The 20,050-nt window shown below is 63.6% G+C and carries 20 protein-coding genes; 18 read left to right on the top strand and 2 right to left on the bottom strand.

The features are described from left to right. The first annotated feature begins 172 nt into the window (after positions 1-172). The 18 genes from AC1Q6Z_RS28105 to visR all read left to right on the top strand — a co-directional run bounded on the left by AC1Q6Z_RS28105 (position 173) and on the right by visR (position 18,366). Entirely contained in the window at positions 173-1,669 is a 1,497-nt protein-coding gene (locus AC1Q6Z_RS28105) for a sugar ABC transporter ATP-binding protein (RefSeq protein ID WP_492649959.1), read from the top strand. Beyond that, positions 1,666-2,649 carry an ABC transporter permease gene (locus AC1Q6Z_RS28100; RefSeq protein ID WP_492649954.1) on the top strand — a complete coding sequence of 328 codons (984 nt, stop codon included), beginning with the start codon at positions 1,666-1,668 and terminating at the stop codon, positions 2,647-2,649. The genes AC1Q6Z_RS28105 and AC1Q6Z_RS28100 overlap by 4 nt, the downstream gene beginning before the upstream one ends. Continuing rightward, entirely contained in the window at positions 2,642-3,637 is a 996-nt protein-coding gene (locus tag AC1Q6Z_RS28095; RefSeq protein WP_492649953.1) for an ABC transporter permease, read from the top strand. Before AC1Q6Z_RS28100 ends, AC1Q6Z_RS28095 begins: the two co-directional genes overlap by 8 nt. Positions 3,638-3,640: 3 nt before the next feature. Then, positions 3,641-3,955 carry an L-rhamnose mutarotase gene (rhaM, locus tag AC1Q6Z_RS28090; RefSeq protein ID WP_492649952.1) on the top strand — a complete coding sequence of 105 codons (315 nt, stop codon included), beginning with the start codon at positions 3,641-3,643 and terminating at the stop codon, positions 3,953-3,955. Positions 3,956-3,959: 4 nt separating this feature from the next. Next, positions 3,960-5,318 (top strand): FGGY-family carbohydrate kinase, encoded by a 1,359-nt coding sequence (locus AC1Q6Z_RS28085; protein ID WP_492649951.1) that lies wholly within the window; start codon positions 3,960-3,962, stop codon positions 5,316-5,318. A gap of 517 nt (positions 5,319-5,835) precedes the next feature. Continuing rightward, positions 5,836-7,434 carry a globin-coupled sensor protein gene (locus tag AC1Q6Z_RS28080; protein ID WP_492649958.1) on the top strand — a complete coding sequence of 533 codons (1,599 nt, stop codon included), beginning with the start codon at positions 5,836-5,838 and terminating at the stop codon, positions 7,432-7,434. A 129-nt stretch (positions 7,435-7,563) separates the two neighbouring features. After that, positions 7,564-7,863, top strand: coding sequence for an STAS domain-containing protein (locus AC1Q6Z_RS28075; protein WP_492649950.1), 300 nt, complete (start codon positions 7,564-7,566; stop codon positions 7,861-7,863). Continuing rightward, the gene (gene cheY1 / locus AC1Q6Z_RS28070; protein WP_069059983.1) at positions 7,860-8,225 is read left to right on the top strand and encodes a chemotaxis response regulator CheY1; all 366 of its coding nucleotides are present in this window, start codon (positions 7,860-7,862) and stop codon (positions 8,223-8,225) included. The genes AC1Q6Z_RS28075 and cheY1 overlap by 4 nt, the downstream gene beginning before the upstream one ends. A gap of 16 nt (positions 8,226-8,241) precedes the next feature. Then, complete coding sequence (locus tag AC1Q6Z_RS28065; protein WP_492649949.1) at positions 8,242-10,521, top strand: chemotaxis protein CheA; 2,280 nt, start codon at positions 8,242-8,244, stop codon at positions 10,519-10,521. 6 nt (positions 10,522-10,527) lie between these two features. Beyond that, positions 10,528-10,992 carry a chemotaxis protein CheW gene (locus tag AC1Q6Z_RS28060; RefSeq protein WP_492649948.1) on the top strand — a complete coding sequence of 155 codons (465 nt, stop codon included), beginning with the start codon at positions 10,528-10,530 and terminating at the stop codon, positions 10,990-10,992. Beyond that, on the top strand, positions 10,989-11,894 hold the full coding sequence (gene cheR / locus AC1Q6Z_RS28055) for a protein-glutamate O-methyltransferase CheR (RefSeq protein WP_256120762.1): 906 nt from the start codon (positions 10,989-10,991) through the stop codon (positions 11,892-11,894). The genes AC1Q6Z_RS28060 and cheR overlap by 4 nt, the downstream gene beginning before the upstream one ends. Then, positions 11,891-12,949, top strand: a complete 1,059-nt coding sequence (cheB, locus tag AC1Q6Z_RS28050; protein WP_435267548.1) for a protein-glutamate O-methylesterase CheB — start codon at positions 11,891-11,893, stop codon at positions 12,947-12,949. The genes cheR and cheB overlap by 4 nt, the downstream gene beginning before the upstream one ends. Further along, positions 12,949-13,338: a response regulator gene (locus AC1Q6Z_RS28045; RefSeq protein ID WP_069059978.1), complete on the top strand. Its 390-nt coding sequence runs from the start codon at positions 12,949-12,951 to the stop codon at positions 13,336-13,338. The genes cheB and AC1Q6Z_RS28045 overlap by 1 nt, the downstream gene beginning before the upstream one ends. Next, positions 13,335-13,889 carry a chemoreceptor glutamine deamidase CheD gene (cheD, locus tag AC1Q6Z_RS28040; protein WP_256120760.1) on the top strand — a complete coding sequence of 185 codons (555 nt, stop codon included), beginning with the start codon at positions 13,335-13,337 and terminating at the stop codon, positions 13,887-13,889. The genes AC1Q6Z_RS28045 and cheD overlap by 4 nt, the downstream gene beginning before the upstream one ends. 50 nt (positions 13,890-13,939) lie before the next feature. Continuing rightward, positions 13,940-14,329: a chemotaxis protein CheT gene (cheT, locus tag AC1Q6Z_RS28035; RefSeq protein ID WP_256120759.1), complete on the top strand. Its 390-nt coding sequence runs from the start codon at positions 13,940-13,942 to the stop codon at positions 14,327-14,329. Positions 14,330-14,596: 267 nt separating this feature from the next. Next, positions 14,597-16,291 carry a flagellar basal-body MS-ring/collar protein FliF gene (fliF, locus tag AC1Q6Z_RS28030; protein WP_492649947.1) on the top strand — a complete coding sequence of 565 codons (1,695 nt, stop codon included), beginning with the start codon at positions 14,597-14,599 and terminating at the stop codon, positions 16,289-16,291. A gap of 577 nt (positions 16,292-16,868) precedes the next feature. Further along, entirely contained in the window at positions 16,869-17,612 is a 744-nt protein-coding gene (gene visN, locus AC1Q6Z_RS28025; protein ID WP_435267549.1) for a transcriptional regulator VisN, read from the top strand. 10 nt (positions 17,613-17,622) lie between these two features. After that, on the top strand, positions 17,623-18,366 hold the full coding sequence (visR, locus tag AC1Q6Z_RS28020) for a transcriptional regulator VisR (protein WP_492649946.1): 744 nt from the start codon (positions 17,623-17,625) through the stop codon (positions 18,364-18,366). 71 nt (positions 18,367-18,437) lie between these two features. On the opposite strand, the gene AC1Q6Z_RS28015 is transcribed toward visR, so the two are convergent. Beyond that, positions 18,438-18,890: a BspJ family T4SS effector nucleomodulin gene (locus tag AC1Q6Z_RS28015; protein ID WP_256120754.1), complete on the bottom strand. Its 453-nt coding sequence runs from the start codon at positions 18,888-18,890 to the stop codon at positions 18,438-18,440. A gap of 5 nt (positions 18,891-18,895) precedes the next feature. Continuing rightward, a complete protein-coding gene (gene flhB, locus AC1Q6Z_RS28010; protein ID WP_256120753.1) occupies positions 18,896-20,011 on the bottom strand; it encodes a flagellar biosynthesis protein FlhB in 1,116 nt (371 codons plus the stop codon). Positions 20,012-20,050: the final 39 nt, after the last annotated feature.

Here is a 20,050-nt window from a genome sequence, read left to right as displayed (position 1 = left end):
AGATCACACTCGACATCTTCCTCGCAAGAAAACGCCTCGCGAGTCCAACATGAACACTCCCCCTTGAGGGGGAGATGGCCGGCAGGCCAGAGGGGGGTGTCGCATTGCCCGTTATCACGCATGAACCCAACGAGTGGACCGAGACTTGCTGCAGGACACGACCACATCGCGGATGAAGCCCGCCGTCGCACTTGAGGGGATCTCGAAATCCTTTCCCGGCGTGCGCGCGCTCGCAGAGGTCTCCCTCGCGCTCTATCCGGGCTCGGTGACGGCGCTCGTCGGCGAGAACGGGGCCGGCAAGTCGACGCTCGTCAAAATCCTCACCGGCATCTACCAGCCCGACGAGGGCGTAATCCGTGTCGATGGCGTGGAGACCCGCTTCCCGACCGCCAATTCTGCCGCAAAAGCCGGCGTCACCGCCATCCATCAGGAGACCGTGCTGTTCGACGAACTGTCGGTCGCCGAAAACATTTTTCTAGGCCACGCCCCGCGCACCGGCCTCGGCCTCATAGACTGGAAGAGGATGAATGCGGACGCCCGCGCTTTGCTATCGCGCGTCGGTGCCGATCTCGACCCGTCGATCCGTCTGCGCGATCTCGGCATCGCCAACAAGCACCTCGTCGCCATCGCCCGCGCGCTCTCTATTGATGCCCGCGTCGTCATCATGGACGAGCCGACGGCGGCCCTGTCGCACAAGGAAATCCACGAGCTTTACGAACTGGTTGACCGGCTGAAGGCGGATGGCAAGGCGATCCTCTTCATCAGCCACAAGTTCGATGAAATTTTCCGCATCGCCGACCGCTACACCGTCTTCCGCGATGGCCGCATGGTGGGCGAGGGGCTGATCGGCGAGACGACGCAGGACGATCTCGTGCGCCTGATGGTCGGCCGCGATGTCGGCCAGGTGTTTCCCAAGCAGGAGGTGGCGATCGGCGAGCCGGTGCTCACCGTCTCCGGCTACCGCCACCCGACGGAATTCGAGGACATCAATTTCGAACTGCGACGCGGCGAAATTCTGGGTTTCTACGGCCTCGTCGGCGCTGGCCGCTCGGAATTCATGCAATCGCTGATCGGTATCACCAGGCCCTCGGCCGGTGCCATCCGGTTGGATGGCGAAGTCAAGGTTATCCGCTCGCCGGCGGAAGCGATCGAAGCCGGCATCGTCTACGTACCGGAGGAACGCGGCCGGCAGGGCGCGATCATCGGCCTGCCGATCTTCCAGAACGTCACGCTGCCCTCGCTGTCGCGCACCTCGCGCGCCGGTTTTTTGCGCATGGCGGAGGAGTTCGCCTTGGCGCGGGAATATACGGCACGCCTCGACCTGCGTGCCGCCTCGCTCGACCAGGATGTCGGCACGCTCTCCGGCGGCAACCAGCAGAAGGTGGTGATCGCCAAGTGGCTGGCGACGCGGCCGAAGGTCATCATCCTCGATGAGCCGACCAAGGGCATCGACATCGGCTCGAAGGCCGCCGTGCACGCTTTCATGAGCGAGCTCGCCGCCTCCGGCCTCAGCGTCATCATGGTCTCCTCCGAAATCCCGGAAATCATGGGCATGGCCGACCGGGTCATCGTCATGCGCGAGGGCCGCACCGCAGGCCGCTTCGAGCGCGCGGACCTCACGGCGGAAAAACTCGTGCGCGCCGCCGCCGGCATTCAGGAGGCCGCATGAAGCTCTTGCTCAAGAACCGCGAAATGCTGCTGGTCGTGGCGATCGTCGCCCTGGTGGCATTGATCGCCCTCCGCTTCCCGCCCTTCGTGACGCCGGGCAACCTCGCCAATGTCTACAACGACACGTCGATCCTGATCATCCTGGCGCTCGGCCAGATGGCCGTCATCCTGACGCGCTGCATCGATCTCTCGATGGCTGCGAACCTCGCGCTGTCCGGCATGGTGGCCGCCATGATCAACGCGGCGATGCCGGGCCTGCCGATCCCGCTGGTCATCCTGATCGCCATGGCGCTCGGCGCGCTTCTCGGCTCGATCAACGGCCTGCTCGTCTGGAAGCTCGACATTCCGCCAATCGTCGTCACGCTTGGCACGCTCACCATCTATCGCGGCCTGATCTTCCTCCTGTCGGGCGGTGCCTGGATCAATGCGCACCAGATGAGCGATGCCTTCAAGGCATTGCCGCGCGCAGCCGTGCTCGGCTTCCCGCTGCTTTCCTGGCTGTCGTTGGTTATCATCGCCATCATGGTCGTGGTGATGCGCCGCACGCCGCTCGGCCGCGCCTTCTTCGCTGTCGGCGGCAATCCGCATGCGGCGGTCTATACCGGTATCGATGTCGGTCGCACGCGCTTCTTCGCCTATTGCCTGTCGGGCACGCTGGCCGGCCTTTCCGGCTATCTTTGGGTGTCGCGCTATGCCGTCGCCTATGTCGATATCGCGGCCGGCTTCGAGCTCGATATCATCGCGGCCTGCGTCATCGGCGGCATCTCGATTGCCGGTGGCATCGGCTCTGTCGGCGGGGCGCTGCTCGGCGCGCTGTTCCTTGGGGTCATCAAGAACGCGCTGCCCGTCATCAACATCTCGCCCTTCGCCCAGATGGCGATTTCCGGCATGGTTATCATCATCGCCGTCGCCGTGAATGCGCGTGCCGAAAAGCGCAAGGGTCGGGTCATCCTTAGGAAAGCGGAGGCGGTGCATGGCTGAGACCCAGATGGTGGCGCGCCACATCCCCGACCGGCTGGAAGGGCGCGGCGCACGGCTGGTGAAGAGCTGGGAGACGCTGCTGGTCGCGGTCGCGATCGCAATATTCCTCGTCAATTCCTTCGCCTCGCCTTATTTCCTCGATCCGTGGAACCTGTCGGACGCGACGTTCAACTTCACCGAAAAGGCGATGATCGCCTTTGCCATGGCGCTGGTCATCATCTCCGGCGAGATCGACCTCTCCGTCGCCTCGATCATCGCTTTGACCTCCACCGCGATGGGCTATGCCGTGCAGCTCGGCTTCGATACGCCGGCGCTGGTGATGGTCGGACTCGCTACCGGCCTCCTCTGTGGCGCCTTCAACGGCCTGCTCGTCACCGGCCTTGGCCTGCCGTCGATCGTCGTCACCATCGGCACGATGAGCCTGTTTCGCGGCCTCTCCTTCGTCATCCTCGGCGACAAGGCGTTTACCGGCTACCCGGCGAGTTTCTCTTGGTTCGGCCAGGGCTACGTCTGGTGGGTTTTCTCCTTCGAATTCTGCCTCTTCGTCGCCTTGGCGATCGTCTATGGCATCGTCCTGCACAAGACGAATTTCGGCCGCGCCGTCTACGCCATCGGCAACAACCAGACGACGGCGCTGTTCTCCGGCGTCCGCGTCGGCCGGGTAAAATTCGTGCTCTTCCTGCTGACCGGCCTGATGGCGGCGATCGCCTCGATCTGCCTCACGGCCCGCCTAGGCTCGACGCGCCCGTCAATCGCGCTCGGCTGGGAGCTGGAAGTGGTGACGATGGTCGTGCTCGGCGGCGTCAACATTCTCGGCGGCTCCGGTACCATTCCGGGCGTCGTGCTGGCGGCGCTCATCATGGGCATGGTGACCTTCGGCTTCGGCCTCCTGAACGTGCCGGGCATCGTCATGTCGATCTTCATAGGCCTGCTGCTGATCTCCGTCATCGCGCTGCCGATCCTCTATCGCCGCTTCCGGAGCCATTGAGCCATGGAGAAATACGCGTTTAGCATGCGGCTCAATCCCGGCATGGCGGATGAATACAAGGCGCGGCACGATGCGATCTGGCCGGAGCTCTCCGCGCTCCTGAAGGAGGCCGGCATCTCGGACTATTCCATCCATCTCGACGAAGAGACCAACCTGCTCTTCGGCGTGCTTTGGCGGCGCGACGATCACAGGATGGCGGACCTGCCGAGCCATCCGGTGATGCAGCGCTGGTGGGCTTATATGGCTGACATCATGGAGACGAAGCCGGACAACGAACCGGTCGCCGTGCCGCTCGTCACCGTCTTCCATATGGAATGAGCCGATGATCATCGCCGTCATCGATATCGGCAAGACGAATGCCAAGGTCGTGCTCGTCGATGGCGAAAGCTTTCGGGAAGTCGCCGCGCGCACCATGCCGAACGGCGTGGTGCAGGCCGCGCCTTATCCGCATTTCGACACCGAAAAACTCTGGGCGTTCATCGTGGAAAGCCTTGCTGCGCTGGACCGGGAGCACCCGATCGACGCGATTTCGGTCACCACCCACGGTGCGACGGCGGTCCTTGTCGACGACGATGGCGAGCTTGTCCTTCCCGTTCTGGACTATGAGCATGACGGGCCGCAGGAATTCGGCGAAGAATACCGGACCGTCCGTCCACGTTTCGAGGAGAGCGGCACGCCCGTGCTGCCTGTCGGCCTCAATGCCGGTTTGCAGATCTACTGGCAGTCGAAACGCTTCCCCGAAAAATTCGCCAGGGCGCGCTGGATCCTCATGTATGCGCAATATTGGACCTTCCGCCTGACGGGCGTTGCGGCGAGCGAAGTGACATCGCTTGGCTGCCATGCCGATCTCTGGGAGCCGCGCAAAGGGCGCTTTTCCAGCCTCGTGGAAAGCCAGGGCTGGACCGGGCTCATGCCGCCCGTCCGCAAGGCGGGCGATGTGCTCGGGCCGATCCGTCCCGAAATCGCGCAGGCGGCAGGGCTCCGGCCGGGCATCCCGGTCCATTGCGGCATTCATGACTCCAACGCCTCGCTGCTGCCCTACGTCGTGACGCGGCAGGCGCCCTATGCGGTCGTCTCGACGGGCACCTGGGTCGTGGTGATGGCGATCGGCGCCCGGCCGGTCGCGCTGGACGAGGCGCGCGATACGCTCGTTAACGTCAATGCGCTCGGCGATCCGGTGCCGTCCGCCCGCTTCATGGGCGGCCGGGCATTTTCGGTGCTGGGCGGCAAGTCCGGCGACCTGCCGCCGGAAGCCATATCGGAGGTGCTGGGGCGTGGCGCCATGCTGCTCCCGTCGCTGCCGGAGGATTCCGGGCCGTTCCCCGGCCGCAAGGCAGCATGGACCGTTCCACGCGAGGACCTGAGCGAGGATGCGGCGCAGGCCGTGATCGGCTTCCATCTCGCCTTGATGACGGCGACCTGCCTCGATCTCATCGGCGCGGAAGGACCGATTATCGTCGAGGGGCCGTTTGCGGCCAACCGGGCGTTCCTGATGATGTTGAAGGTCGCAACAGGGCGCGCGGTGCGGGCTGGTGGCAGCGCGACGGGCACGAGCGTCGGCGCGGCCTGCCTTGCCGCGGGTCGGGCGCCGGAACCGGCGGTGGTGACGATTGCGGAAGAATTACCGCCGGGCGCAGCCGACTATGCGGCGCGCTGGCGCTCGCTCGTCGCCGAGGGCTGAGGCCTGTTTCAGAACACCCGGGCCTTGGCCGGGGCGCGGCCCGCATCGATATCGAGAAGCAGGTAGATGGCGGCGAGTGTTGCAGAAGCGATCAGCGCGGCGCCCAGTCCTAGAACAATCATTGTTCGTTCCTCCTGACATCATTGTCAGTCCATGCCCAGACCCTACGCGCGCGAGCTTGCGTGTGGCTTACGCAACGTCGGTTCTGTTAATTTTAGCAATGCCATAAGCAAGCTATGAACTATTAACCTTCAGGCAAGGAATTAACCATAAACATTGCTCTACACGTCGGAATGGGAAATTCGCCATTTCTCACCCAGGCATGATGCCGAACCGCCGTACCGGATCCGAGCCGGTATTCGAGTTTCACCGAATTTGATCATGGATCGACGGGTGGCATCTCTGTGCCGCCGCGTGAGCACGGCTCGGTAGCCAACCTCTCCATGCGAGAATTCAGTCGTCCATCCATTGCGGGTGGCCGGGGCATTGTTGGTTTGGGAGCAGTTTGGTGCAGGAAATGCCGGCAGAACAGGCACGAACGGGACAGGCAGCCAGCCTGCGCGACCGTTTGCGCTTTGCCGGCGTCGAAGGCAGCCAGGGCGATACGCTCCGCCGCCACCGCCAGACGCTCGAACGGCATGTCGAAACGGCACTTCGCGATCTCTTCCAGCGCTTCCAGACCTTTCCCGATGCCGCCCGGCATTTCCAGAGCGAGCGCCAGATCGACCGCCTGCACGATCTCCAGAGCTCCCATTGGAGCGTGCTGACCGATGCGCGGTTCGATGCGCTCTATGCCGAACGGGTCAAGGTCCTGTCTGACAGCGAAAGCCAGATGGGCCTCGACCCGCGCTGGCGCATTGCCGGCCATTCGGTCGTCGTCGAAACGGTCGTCACCGGCCTCATCGAACAATATTGGCCGAAGTCCATGTTCTCCGGCGCCAAGGCGCGCCGCCAGGAACTGACCGATCTTGTCTCCGCTTTCCTGCGCACCGCGATGGTCGATATGGAAATCGGCGTCTCGCTGCGCTTCAACGAGCTGCGCCACGCCCATCAGCGGGCGCTTGGCGAACAGCGCCGCGAGGACCGCGCGGGACTCGATCGCGTCTTCGGCGAGACGATCCGCAGCCTTTCCGCTCTCGATTTTTCCGCGCGTGTTTCCGGCGAGATGCCGGAGGCCTGGCGCGAGCTGGCCGAGACGCTGAACGGCGCGCTCGACGAAATCCAGTCCCGACTTACCACCGCCGCCGATCGCGCGACGGAATCCGACCGTCTCGTCGGCACGCTCGCCTCGGGCGCCGGTGCACTGTCGGCCCGTTCGGCCGAGCAGTCGGCGAGCCTGATCGAGACGGCGAATGCCCTCGGCACCATCGTCGAGCGCGTGCGCCAGACGCTTGGCGAAACCCGCAAGGCGCAGTCGGCCGCCGCCACCACGCAGCAATCGGTCGCCGAAAGCGGCAATATCGTCGGCGAGGCCATGTCCGCGATGGCGGATATCGAGGCGTCGGCTGAAAAGATCGGCCAGATCATCGGCGTCATCGACGAGATCGCCTTCCAGACCAATCTCCTGGCGCTCAATGCCGGCATCGAGGCCGCCCGCGCCGGCGATAGCGGCCGCGGCTTTGCGGTGGTCGCGCAGGAAGTGCGGGCACTCGCCCAGCGCTCGGCGGACGCTGCCCGCGAGATCAAGCAGCTCGTGACGGGCACCAAGGCGCAGGTGGAAGCCGGTGTCGAGCACGTTCACCGCACCCAGGACGCGATCGGCAACATCGTGCGCCAGGTCGCCGACATCAACGACGCCATCACCGGCATCGTGCGCGAAAGCGCCGTCGATGCCGAAGGGCTTGGCGGCGTCACCGCGGATATCGGCCGTGCCGGCCGTGCGCTCGAAGCCGATGCTTCGGATGCAGGCCGCGTCGGTGAGGCCGGCGGAGACCTGCACACGGTCATCCTCGAACTCGGCCGCACGATCCGTGAATTCCACGTTTCGTCGGGCCGCGACCTTCGTCGCAACCCGCGTCCCGCGCCGGCGGAAACGCGTGTCGCCGCGGAACGCAGCGACGTGCAGGCTTCACCCCTCGATTTCCTCACGGCGCGCGCCGTCGGCTTCGGAGGGTGAGATGACGGAGAGACGGCCCCGGCACTGGTTCTCGACGGCGCGCAGCCGGCTTTCGGAAGGAAGCCATCCGCCTGCCGGCCGGAATGACGCAACGATGATTTTGCACAGACGCAGACAAGGAACCCGGTAATGGCGAGCAAGAAAGCCGCTCAGAAAAGTCTAAGCCTTGCCCCCGTCCTCGACCTCAACGAGGCGACGGCGCTGCATGCACAGCTCATGGGGCTGAAGGGCGGTCCGCTCGCCATCGATGCTTCGGCGGTCGAGCGGGTCGGTGCGCTCTGTGCCCAGGTATTGATGGCTGGCGCCAAGAGCTGGGAGGAGGACAAGCAGCCCTTCACCTTCGCCAAGGTGTCCGAACCTTTCATGAAGACAATGCAACTTATTGGCGTGAATATTGATCACTTGCTGGCACAGGAGGCTAGGCAATGAAGAAAAAAGTACTCACCGTGGATGATTCCCGGACAATTCGAAACATGCTTCTCGTCACCCTCAACAATGCAGGCTTCGAGACGATCCAGGCCGAAGATGGCATCGAGGGCCTCGAGGTTCTGGAAAACGCGAACCCGGATGTCATCGTCACCGACATCAACATGCCGCGTCTCGATGGCTTCGGCTTCATCGAGGGCGTTCGCCGCAACGAGAAGTACCGGGCAATCCCGATCCTCGTTCTGACGACCGAAAGCGACGCCGAGAAGAAGAACCGTGCACGCCAGGCCGGCGCCACGGGCTGGATCGTAAAGCCTTTCGACCCGACGAAGCTGATCGACGCAATCGAGCGCGTAACCGCCTAATCCAGGATTTCTCCCGATGGATATGAACGAAATCAAAGAGATTTTCTTCCAGGAGTGCGAGGAGCAGCTCGCGGAACTGGAGTCCGGTCTCTTGAAGTTGAACGATGGGGATCGCGACCCGGAGACGGTCAACGCCGTGTTCCGCGCCGTGCATTCGATCAAGGGCGGTGCCGGCGCATTCGGCCTCGATGACCTCGTTTCCTTCGCCCACGTGTTTGAGACGACACTGGATTGCGTTCGATCCAACAAGCTGGAGCCGACCCAGGACGTCCTGAAGGTCATGCTGAAATCCGCCGACGTCTTGGCGGACCTGACCAATGCGGCGCGCGACGGCGGAAGCGTCGACGAGGCGCGCAGCCGCACCCTCATCCGCGAACTGGAAGCGCTGGCGAACGGCGAAGTGCCGGCCGCTGCCGAGGCCCCCGCATCGAAACCTGCGGTCGCTGCTCCCAAGGCGGCCGCGCCGGCGCCGGTCGTCGAAAAGCCGGCGGTCAACGACGAAGGCTTCCAGCCGATCCCCTTCTCCTTCGGCGATTTCGACGAGGAGCCGGCCGATCGCTACGTGCCGACCTGCCAGATCCTCTTCCGCCCGAAGAAGGACCTCTATGCCAAGGGCAACGAAGCGGCCCTGCTCCTGCGCGATCTCTCCCGCCTCGGCGAGATGAGCATCTATTGCGACATGGACAGCCTGCCGCCGCTCGACAAGATGAACCCGGAGGAAGCCTATTTCTCCTGGAAGATCTCGGTGACGACAGACAAGGGCGAGGACGGCGTGCGCACCGTCTTCGAATTCGCCGAGTGGGATTGCGATCTCGACATCCGCACCGTCGAGGAAGAGATTGTCGGCGAAGCAGCGAGCGAGGAGGAGCTGCCGATGCAGCCGGTGCCGTTCGACCTGTCGATCCTCGACGAGGGCGGTTCGACCGGCGGTGACGAAGAGCCGACCGTCATCGAAAGCGACGCGGCTGCCGCCGTTGCCGCTGCCGAAACCGTCAGCAAGGTGGCGCAGGTCGCAAGCCGCGCCGCGGAAAACGCCAAGGCCGCGGCTTCGGCCGCCAGCGCCGCTCAGGCCAACCAGGCCGCCGCCGCAGGCCAGACGATCCGCGTCGATCTCGACCGCGTCGACCGCCTGATCAACCTTGTCGGCGAGCTCGTCATCAACCAGGCGATGCTCTCGCAGAGCGTCGTTGAAAACGACACCAACGGCACGTCCTCCATCAATATGGGCCTCGAAGAGCTGCAGCAGCTCACCCGCGAGATCCAGGATTCGGTGATGGCGATCCGCGCGCAGCCGGTGAAGCCGGTCTTCCAGCGCATGGCCCGTACCGTTCGCGAAATCGCCGATATCACCGGCAAATCGGTCCGCCTCATCACGGAAGGCGAGAACACCGAAGTCGACAAGACCGTTATCGACAAGCTCGCCGAGCCGCTGACGCACATGATCCGCAACGCGGTCGACCATGGCCTGGAAATGCCGGAGAAGCGCGAAGCGCTCGGCAAGAATCCGGAAGGCACCGTCCGCCTGACGGCGAAACACCGCTCCGGCCGCATCGTCATCGAACTTGCCGACGACGGCGCCGGCATCAACCGCGAGAAGGTACGCCAGAAGGCGATCGACAACGATCTCATCGCTGCCGACGCCAACCTGTCCGACGAGGAAATCGACAACCTGATCTTCCACGCCGGCTTCTCCACCGCCGACAAGGTTTCCGACCTTTCCGGGCGCGGCGTCGGCATGGACGTGGTCAAGCGCTCGATCCAGGCGCTTGGCGGCCGCATCTCGATCTCGTCGAAGCCCGGCCAGGGCTCCGTCTTCACCATGAGCCTGCCGCTGACGCTCGCCGTCCTCGACGGCATGGTGGTCACGGTTGCCGGACAGACGCTGGTCGTGCCGCTGACGGCGATCGTCGAGACGCTCCAACCGGAAGCCTCGGCCATCCACTCCTTCGGCGCCTCGCAGCGCCTCATCTCGATCCGCAACTCCTTCTGCCCGCTGGTGGATGTCGGCCGGATCCTCAACTTCCGCAACACGCAGGCCAATCCGATGGACGGCGTAGCCCTCCTCGTCGAATCGGAAGGCGGCGGCCAGCGTGCCCTCATGGTCGATGCCATCCAGGGCCAGCGCCAGGTCGTCATCAAGAGCCTGGAGGCCAACTACACCCACGTACCCGGCATCGCCGCCGCCACCATTCTCGGCGACGGCCGCGTGGCCCTCATCCTGGACGTCGATGCGGTGGTCGCCGCCTCGCGCGGCCAGTCGCTCAGACAAGACATCTCGCTCGCTGCAACCGGTTAAGAGACAATGACGTACGCGGCAAACAATCTCACGCACGGACGGGAACTGATCGCCTTCAGGATCGGCGACCAGGAGTTCTGCGTGAACGTGATGTCGGTCCGGGAGATCCGTGGATGGACCCCGGCGACGTCGATGCCGCATGCACCGTCCTATGTGCTAGGCGTGATCAACCTGCGGGGTGCCGTTCTGCCGATCGTCGACCTGTCGCTGCGCCTCGGCATGAAGCCGGCCGAGCCGACAGTGCGCCACGTCATCATCGTCGCCCAGGTCGGGGCGAGGGTGGTGGGCCTGCTGGTCGATGCGGTGTCCGACATCCTGACCGTGACGGACGACAACATGCAGCCGACGCCGGACATCGCCAATGAGGCGGCGAAGGCCTACGCCCGCGGAATCCTCGCCATCGAGGGCCGCATGATCTGCCTCATCGAACTCGATGCCCTGTTCCCGCATACGGAAAGCGAAGCTGCATGACCTATTCCCCGGCCATCGATGCAAGACAGTCTCCGGACGAGTGCCTTGCCAGCGGCGAATACCCGCTGACGCGCAAGGACCTCTCCGAGATTGCGGCCATGATCTATGCGGATGCCGGAATCTACCTCAACGAGACCAAGGCCTCGCTCGTCTATTCGCGCCTGTCGAAGCATATCCGCCAGCTCGGCCTCAAGGGGTTCCGGGAATATTGCGCGCTCGTCTCCTCGCCCGCCGGTGCCGGCCCGCGCAAGGAGATGCTGTCGCACCTGACGACCAACTTCACGCGCTTCTTCCGCGAGAACCATCACTTCGACCATATGAAGAGCGACGTGCTGCCGGACCTCCTGGCGCGCGCGCGCAATGGCGGCCGCGTGCGCATCTGGTCGGCCGCCTGTTCGGATGGCCAGGAGCCCTATTCGATCGCGCTGACCGTGCTGTCGCTGATGCCGAACGCCGCGGACTACGACTTCCGCATCCTCGCGACGGATATCGACCCGAAAATTCTCGCCATCGCCCGCGCCGGCGCCTACGACGCCAATGCGCTCGAAACCGTCAACCCCGCGATGCGAAAGCAGTTCTTCCGCGAGGTGGATGCGGGCGGCCGGCAGAAATGGCAGGTCGATGACCGCGTAAAGCGCCTCATCACCTTCAACGAACTGAACCTGATGGCGCAATGGCCGTTCAAGGGTCCGTTCGACGTGATCTTCTGCCGCAACGTCGTGATCTATTTCGACGAGCCGACGCAGATGAAGATTTGGTCGCGCTTCGCCGGCATGCTCGGCGACGCCGGCCACCTCTATATCGGCCACTCGGAGCGCGTCTCGGGCGAGGCGAAGAACCAGTTCGATAATATCGGCATCACCACCTACCGCTACACGGGCAAGTACAGGAGGAGCGCATGATGGCACCCGCGCGCGTACTCGTCGTCGACGACTCGCCGACCATGCGCGGCCTGATCACGGCCGTGCTCAATGCAGATCCGGACGTCAACGTCGTCGGCCAGGCCGGCGACGCCATGGAAGCCCGCAACGCGATCAAGCAGCTCAATCCGGACGTCGTGACGCTGGATATCGAGATGCCGAACATGAACGGGCTCGAATTCCTCGACAAGATCATGAAGCTCCGGCCGATGCCGGTCATCATGGTCTCGACGCTGACCCATCGCGGCGCGGAAGCCTCGCTGATGGCGCTGGAAATCGGTGCCTTCGATTGCGTGGGAAAACCGCAGCCGGGCGACGCCCGCCCCTTCGGCGACCTCGCCGAAAAGGTGAAGGCCGCCGCCCGCTCGCAGCGCCGCCAGATCCGCACGGACGTGCCGCCGCTGGCGCCGACCGCCGCAAACGTCAACCCGGCCGTCAGCTACAAGCCCGGCCGCCGGGTCGTCGCCATCGGCGCCTCGACGGGCGGCGTGGAAGCGCTGATCGCGGTCTTGCAGAAGTTCCCGGTCAATTGCCCGCCGACCGTCATCACCCAGCACATGCCGCCGTCCTTCACCAAGAGCTTTGCCGACCGGTTGCACCGGCTCTGCGCGCCCGTGGTGCAGGAAGCGACGGACGGTGCCCGCCTGGAGATCGGCAAGATCTACCTGGCGCCCGGCGGCGAACGTCACCTCCAGGTCTCCAACCCACATGCGCCATGCTGCCGGTTGGTGGAACGGGATCCGGTCAACGGCCATCGCCCTTCGGTGGATGTGCTGTTTGATTCGGTGGCCGAACTTGCCGGCCGCAATGCGGTCGGCGTCATCCTGACCGGCATGGGCCGGGATGGGGCAAGCGGCCTGTTGAAAATGCGCCATGCAGGGGCGCGGACCATCGGTCAGAATGAAAAAACCTGCGTCGTATATGGAATGCCGAGGGTGGCTTTCGAGCTGGGCGCCGTAGAACACCAGTTTCCGCTCTCCTCCATTGGGGAGGAAATCTTGAAGATCACTGCGGCCCGTAGAGAAGGGAGCGAATAATGTCTATCGCTGAAAAAATCAAAGTCCTCATCGTCGATGATCAGGTGACCAGTCGCCTGCTGCTGGGTGATGCCCTGCAACAGCTCGGCTTCAAGCAGATCACGGCAGCCGGTGATGGTGCGCAGGGCATGGCCATCATGGCCCAGCAACCACACCATCTCGTCATCTCCGACTTCAACATGCCGAAGATGGACGGCATCGAGTTCCTTCAGGCGGTGCGGTCCAACCCCACCACCAAGAAGGCGGCCTTCATCATCCTCACCGCGCAAGGCGACCGCGCGCTGGTGCAGAAGGCGGCGGCACTCGGGGCCAACAACGTTCTCGCCAAGCCGTTCACCATCGAAAAGATGAAGGCGGCCATCGAAGCCGTGTTCGGGGCATTGAAATGATAGCAGACGCCGGGACGCGCCGCGTCCATGTCATCCAGGGAGAATACAAGGTCCTCAACGATCCGAATGTGGTGCTCACCACCATTCTCGGCTCGTGCGTGGCCGCCTGCATGCGCGACCCGGTCATTGGCGTCGGCGGTATGAACCATTTCCTGCTGCCGGGCTCGGCCGAGGCGATGGCCTCGGGCGGCGACGCCACGCGCTACGGCGTGCACCTGATGGAACTGTTGATCAACGGCCTTTTGAAGCAGGGCGCGCGCCGCGACCGGCTGGAGGCGAAGATTTTCGGGGGCGCGAAGACGATCGCGCGCTTCTCCAATGTCGGCGAGCAGAACGCGCTGTTCGCCCGGCAGTTCCTGATGGACGAAGGCATCAAGGTCGTCGGTGAAAGCACCGGCGGCGAGCACGGGCGCAAGCTGGAATACTGGCCGTCGAGCGGCCGGGCCCGGCAATATGCGCTGACAGGGGTGGAGACGCAGAAGACGGTGGCGCTGGAGCAGCGGCCCGTACCCGTCGCCCGGCCTGTCGAAAGCTCGATCGAATTCTTCTGACCGGGCAATCGCACCCCAAGGAAGCGAACAGGGTATAAAAAGGGTCACCCATGCAAGCCGAGTATCTGAGTGCAGCGACTGCCATGGAGGAAGCCCTTCCGGATGTCCTGATGCGAATCGTGTCCGAACTGCACGACGTCGCCTACCTGATCGAACGTATCGAGCCGCAACTGGCCGCCGTGCACGGCGAAACCGCAGCGAACGCCATGGAACGCATGATGGTGCTGCAAGGCATCGACCTTGCGGTCCAGAAGACGCGCGGCCTCGCCGAGTTCATCGACACGATCACCGCAAGCATTCCGGAGAACTGGATCGTCGACGTCACGACGGCGCTCAATCTGGTGAAGCTTGCCGATATGCAGAAGGCGCTGAGCAACGGAATGCGCCACGGCCATTCCCAGCCGATCGGCAAGGCAGTCGGCGATTTCGAGGCCTTCTAGCCGATTCCACACACTATAATCGGTGAGTTTGGCGGCGCCCCTGTGGCGCCGTCCTGCATTGTGCGGGCACTCTCCGGTGCGCCGCAACGAAATGCTCGCGCAAGTTTCGCCGGCTAGTCTCCATGTCGGGTCAGTTAGATCCAGGTATTCCATGGGGCAGGCGGCGCGTGCGGAAATGCGCCGGTTTCGTCCCACGAGATTGAAAATGCGTCTGATAGTGCCGGCATGTTGCCCGGTGTCCAGGCGACTAGTCCGTGCGGGAACAGAATGAATCTGTTGGAACAGTTGACGAAAGTCTACAAGAACCTGGCTTCGCTAGGGCAGGCGAAGCTCGCGATGCTGGCGGGAGCCGCCATCGTCTCGGTCGGTCTGGTGCTTGCCGCCGGAATCCTGGTTAACAAACCCGCTTACGAGACACTCTATGTCGGTCTGGAAAAGACCGACGTGAACCAGATCAGCCTGGCGCTTGCCGAAGCCAATATCGACTTCAATACCGGAACGGACGGCGGCAGCATCGAAGTGCCGGTCGGCCAGACGGGCAAGGCGCGGCTCTATCTCGCCGAGCGCGGCCTGCCGAGCAGCGCCAATTCCGGCTACGAACTCTTCGACAAGGTCGGCTCGCTCGGCCTCACCTCCTTCATGCAGGAAGTGACGCGCGTTCGCGCGCTTGAAGGCGAGATCGCCCGCACCATCCAGCAGATCAGCGGCATCGCCGCCGCCCGCGTGCACATCGTCATGCCGGAGCGCGGCAACTTCCGCAAGGCGGAGCAGGTGCCGACCGCTTCCGTGATGATCCGCGCCAGCGCGCAGGTCGGTCGTGAATCCGCCGGCGCGATCCGCCATCTGGTCGCGGCCTCCGTGCCGGGCCTGGAAGTCGACGGCGTCACCATCCTCGATTCGGCCGGCCAGCTTCTCGCCTCCGGCGACGATGCGGAGAACGGCGCAGTCAACCGCTCGCTGACGGCCGTACAGACCGTGCAGAGCGAAGTCGAACGCAATATCGAAAAAGCGCTCGCACCCTTCCTTGGCATGGACAATTTCCGCGCCAGCGTTACAGCCTCGCTCAACACGGACTCGCAGCAGATCCAGGAGACAGTCTACGATCCGGAATCCCGCGTCGAGCGCTCGGTCCGCGTAACGCGAGAAACCCAGAAGTCTCAACAGCAGGCCGACAACAAGGCCGCGACCGTCGAGCAGAACATTCCCCAGGGCGGCCCCGAGGGCGACGCTAACGGCCAGAAATCGAGCGACGAAGCCGACAAGAAGGAAGAGCAGACCAACTACGAGATCAACAGCAAGACCGTCGCCACCGTGCGCAGCGGCTTTGCGGTCGAGAAGTTGTCTGTCGCCGTCGTCGTCAACCGCGCCCGTATCGCTGCCATGGTTGGCGAGCCTGCCGACCAGGCGAAAATCGATGCCTACATCGCCGACATGCAGAAGATCGTCTCTTCAGCCGCTGGCCTCAGCACCGACCGCGGCGACATCGTGACGATCAACGCCATGGAATTCCTCGATCACCAGCTCCTCGACGAGGCTGTGGCAGGTCCGGGCATCATGGAAGTGCTGACGCGCAATCTCGGCGGCATCATCAATGCGCTGGCCTTCCTCGGCGTCGCCATCGTGGTGGTCTGGTTCGGCCTTCGCCCGGCGGTCCGCTCGGTCACCGGCGGCGGTGCCTCGGCCAATGCGCTGGAAAGCGACGCGGCCGGCCTCGAGCTGCCCGACTTCTCGCCGGTGGCGGGTGTCGGCGGCCCCGGCGCCACCCTCATGGACGGCTTCGGCGCGGACTTCGGCTTCGACAGCACGGACGACTTGCTCAATGCCGGCGACGACGGCGACGGCACCTTCAACCGCCGCGTCAAGGAAGGCCCGGAACGCCGCCTCGGCCGCATGGTCGAGATCAGCGAGGAACGCGCTGCCAAGATCCTGCGCAAGTGGGCGGTCGACAAGGAAGCGGCCTGACGGTTCCAAAATTTCGAAAGGCATCGGGCGCGGTCGGCAACGACCGCGCCCTTGCTTTTGCGGATGACAAAACGGCGACGCTGATTTGCCAATTCGTGTCGCATTTCAGCAACGCTCGCCTGGCCGAACCGCGCAATTTTTTCGCTGGCGGAGTCACTTCCCGCCCCGCCGATTCCGCACGCCGCCGATGCTCGCAAAAAGTTTATGATCTTTATGGTTGTGATTTGTATTATTTATTCACAATCGTGAATCGAATTAGCGCCCACTTTCAAGCGGCACCCTGATTGCGGCAAATGAATATTGTATGGTTAACAATCACTTACCTCTAGCTCATCGGCGAGATTAGGCGCTTCGTGGGCCGGCAAATCACCCGTTTCGAATCGACTCACGGAAGCCGGCAAAAGTAAATCCCGAGAAGATGGCGGTGGTTTTTAGCGATGGCCGATGTACACTTTAGTCACTGATTCGCTTGGTGATTCTCGCCGATGCGGCCTGACCGGGGGAAGTTCGGACGGTTCCGAACTTTTGGCGGGAAGGAGGCGGGAATGTCCGTTCTGAATCGGAACAGGGGGCTATCATGGAAACGATCCGGTCGGATGTCGCGGCCTGGGAATCCTATGGATTCTCTGCCGAGTCAGGTGAGCGTAAGAGTGCGCGTGAGCTTCTGATTCAACACCTCGGACGCTGCGCCAACCGCGCGGGCCTGTCCACCGGTCTGAGAGCGCTGACCGATTATGTCAGCGCGTCCCACTACCTTCTCGTCCGCCACGATGTCTCGCCCGAAGCCGGGCTGGAAACCGTCGTGGCCTCGGACTGGCCGTTCGACATGGTGCGCTCCATCGCGGGCTCCGTGCTTGCCAGCCAGTCCCGCATGAGCGAACTCGACAAGTGCCTCGGGCTGTTGAAGCCCTGCTTCCACCACCTCGCCGAGGGCGCCCCGGTGCCGAAGGGCGTCAGCCGCGAATATTGCGTCATCGCGTTCCATGTCGGCCGGGCGCGCATGTCGCTGCTGCTGCTCTTCCCGGAGCATTTCATCCTCTCCCAGAGCAAGCTGCGCGATGTCGGCGTCATGACCGGTTATTTCGCCAGCGTTTGCTGCAAGGGCGCGATCCTCCGGCAGGATCGTGAGATGGAGCTGACTGAACGCGAGATCGAGTGCCTCTACTGGATCGCCGAAGGCAAGACGAGCGACGAGATTGCCGTCATCCTCGGCATCTCGCGCAACACGATCAACAACTACATCACCAGCGTGATGCGCAAGACCGCGACCAAGACGCGGTCCGAGGCAATCGCCTGGGCCGTTCGCAACAGCCTGGTCTGAGGAGGGCATCATGGACATCCAGCTTTCCGCCCCCACGGCCATCGAGACGGAAATCCGCCTTGCGCGTCCGCCGAAAGCCGCCCGCGCCTCCGATTTCGTCTCACGCCTTCAGGTGATGCAGACGATCATCGGCGCCGAGCACTTCGCGGTGCTTCGCCTCAGCGGCCACGGCCTGCCGTCGGCGCGCAAGCTGACGCTCTCGCTGCACAACTGGGCGCAGGATGTCGATGGCAATGCCCGTTCGCTGATCGAAGCCTACGGCCCCGCCATGCTCGCCCATCTCGAAGCGTCCATGCTGCCGCTGATCTGGGAAGGGGCTGGCGACAACCAGTTCGCCGAATCGGGCGCAGAGCCTTTCACGACACGCCTCCCGCCGCGGCTGCTCGCCTGGTCGGGCATCGCTTTCCCGATTCGCCTCGGCGCGCATGGCAATGGCTATGTCGTCTTCGTGGGGCCGTTCATCGCGCCTTCCAGCGACCTCATCGTCGACATGCACATGAAGAGCTGCCAGGTGCTGATCGACATGCTGGCCTGCGAGGAAAAGAAGCTCGCACCCTCCGAAGCGCTCAGCGAACGCGAGATCGCCTGCCTCCAGATGGCCGGCGACGGCTGCATCTCGGAGGCGATCGCGGAAAAGATGGGGCTTTCGGTGCACACCGTGAACGCCTATCTCGGCACCGCCACGACGAAGCTCGACGCGGTCAACCGCATCCAGGCGATCGCCAAGGCTATCCGCCTCGGCTACATCACCTGACGAGCCTTTTGCCTTAAAGCAATTCCAGCAAAAGTGCGTAGCGGTTTTGCGTCCGGAATTGCGGAAATGCTCTAATGGGCGTGCAGAGCCGGTGGCGCCTTGCCGCCGGACTTCACGTAGCGCGCCTCCTGGAGGCTCTTGCGCAGGAAGGCCGTGTTGTCGTCGGGATCCGCGGACGGATTGTTGAAGGCGACATGGGTCACTTCCACGCCTGCCGTGTCCTTCTGCAACAGAAGCTTCGCATAGACGGTGACGCCCTGCGGGCGCAGCTCCATGTCGAGCGTCACTTCCGGCTCGGTGCCCCAATCGAGGCTGTAGTCGCCGCCGGCGCCGAAATTCACCGTGCCGGGCAGGAAATACAGCTCCGCCGCCGAGGAGACCAGATCGGCCAGGTTACCGTAGCACTCGAAACGCAACAACGAGACGAGATCGGCGGCGTCGAGCAGTCGGAGCTCTGTGGCGACCGGGCAGATTGCTTCAGCAACAATCTTCTCGCGCTCGGCGGAATAGGTGCATTTTCTCATCGGATCTAGTTTACCCGTCTGGTCTGAGGCGAAGCTGCGTAAACCCGGTGAATCAGCTCTGCCACGGCTTTGTAAAACACCGGCGGAATGACACTATCGACCGAGACTTGCGCAAACATTGAGCGTGCGAGCGGCGGGTCTTCAAAAACCGGTATTCCGTTCTCCTCGGCGATCTCACGAATCTTCAGCGCGACGAGGTCCTGGCCCTTGGCGACGACGACCGGCGCATCGCCTTCTTCGCGCACGTAACGCAGGGCGACGGCGAAGTGGGTCGGGTTGGCGATGACGAGGGTGGCGCGCGGCACGGCCGTCATCATGCGGCGGCGGGCGCGGTCGCGCTGGATCGAGCGCATGCGGGCGCGCACGATCGGGTCACCCTGCGACTGCTTCATTTCTTCCTTCACCTCCTGCTTCGTCATCATCAGTTCGGAGAACCAGTGATGGCGCGTCCAGGCGAAGTCGATGCCGGCGATGAGCGCGGTGGCAAACAGGATGATCAGCAGCACCTTGTTGATGTCGGCGGTCATCATCATGATGAGCGCCGCCGGCTCGGAGAACATCGTGTCGAGCGAGGCGAAATAATTGCCGCGCATGGCGAGCGCCACGACGAGCGAGACGAGCAGGATCTTGATCAGCGACTTGGCGAATTCGACGAGGCCCTGCTTGCCGAACAGGCGGCCGAGGCCCTTCACTGGGTTGAGGCGGGAGATCTGCGGGCGCACGCGTTCGAGCACCGGGCTCGGCAGGTTCTGCAAGACGGAGGAGGCGATGCCGAACACCATCATCATAATGAGAATGGGCGTCAGAAGCGTTGCGGCCTCCCAGCCGAGATGGCGGAAGATCGCGATCACATCGGTGCCGGTCTTGAGGTTCCAGGCCTCCGGCTGCTCGAAGAAGTCGCGCAACGTTTCGTTCATCCGCGCGATGCCGCCCGGCATGAAGAAGACGAGGAAGAGATAGATCGCGAGCGTCGAGGCGAAGATGGTGATTTCGCGTGAGAAGGGTGTGTTGCCCTTCTCCATCGCGTCGCGAATCTTCTTCTCGGTCGGGAGTTCTGTTTTGCTGTCTTTGTCGTCGTCCGACACGTCGCGCTCCCTAAAAGAAACGGCCCGAATCCCCATTCAGGAGATTCGGGCCGGAAGTACGCTCCGCCTGTGGCG

It is taken from the genome of Shinella sp. GW835-FHT14H05 (assembly GCF_058793575.1).
Note: the sequence above shows the minus strand (reverse complement) of the source record. Positions and strands in the feature narration are given on the sequence as shown.